The 465-nt window shown below is 66.5% G+C and carries 1 pseudogene; it reads left to right on the plus strand.

From position 1 onward, the window contains the following. Positions 1-465, plus strand: a pseudogene (locus CVH10_RS17430) (DNA-directed RNA polymerase subunit beta'); the annotation flags it as partial.

Genomic DNA, 465 nt, shown 5'->3' on the forward strand with positions numbered 1-465 from the left:
GACAAGCAGGTCAACTCGGTCTACATGATGGCGAATTCCGGCGCCCGCGGCTCCCGCGAGCAGATGCGCCAGCTCGCCGCCATGCGTGGCCTGATGTCCAAGCCCTCGGGCGAGATCATCGAGACGCCGATCATCTCGAACTTCAAGGAAGGCCTCGACGTTCTCGAGTACTTCAACTCCACCCACGGCGCCCGCAAGGGCCTCGCGGACACGGCGCTGAAGACCGCGAATTCGGGTTACTTGACCCGTCGTCTCGTGGACGTGGCGCAGGACGCCGTCATCCGCGAGACCGATTGCGGCACCACCAACGGCATCCGCATGCGCGCCATCGTGGATGCGGGCCAGGTCGTTGCCCCGCTCGCCATCCGCATCCTGGGCCGCGCCACGGCCGAGGATCTGGTGGCCCAGGACGGGACCGTCATCGTCAAGACCGGCGAGACGATCGAGGAGAAGCATCTGCCGGCG

Source organism: Halomonas sp. ND22Bw (assembly GCF_003011945.1).
In the GTDB taxonomy this organism is placed as follows: Bacteria; Pseudomonadota; Gammaproteobacteria; order Pseudomonadales; family Halomonadaceae; genus Halomonas; species Halomonas halophila.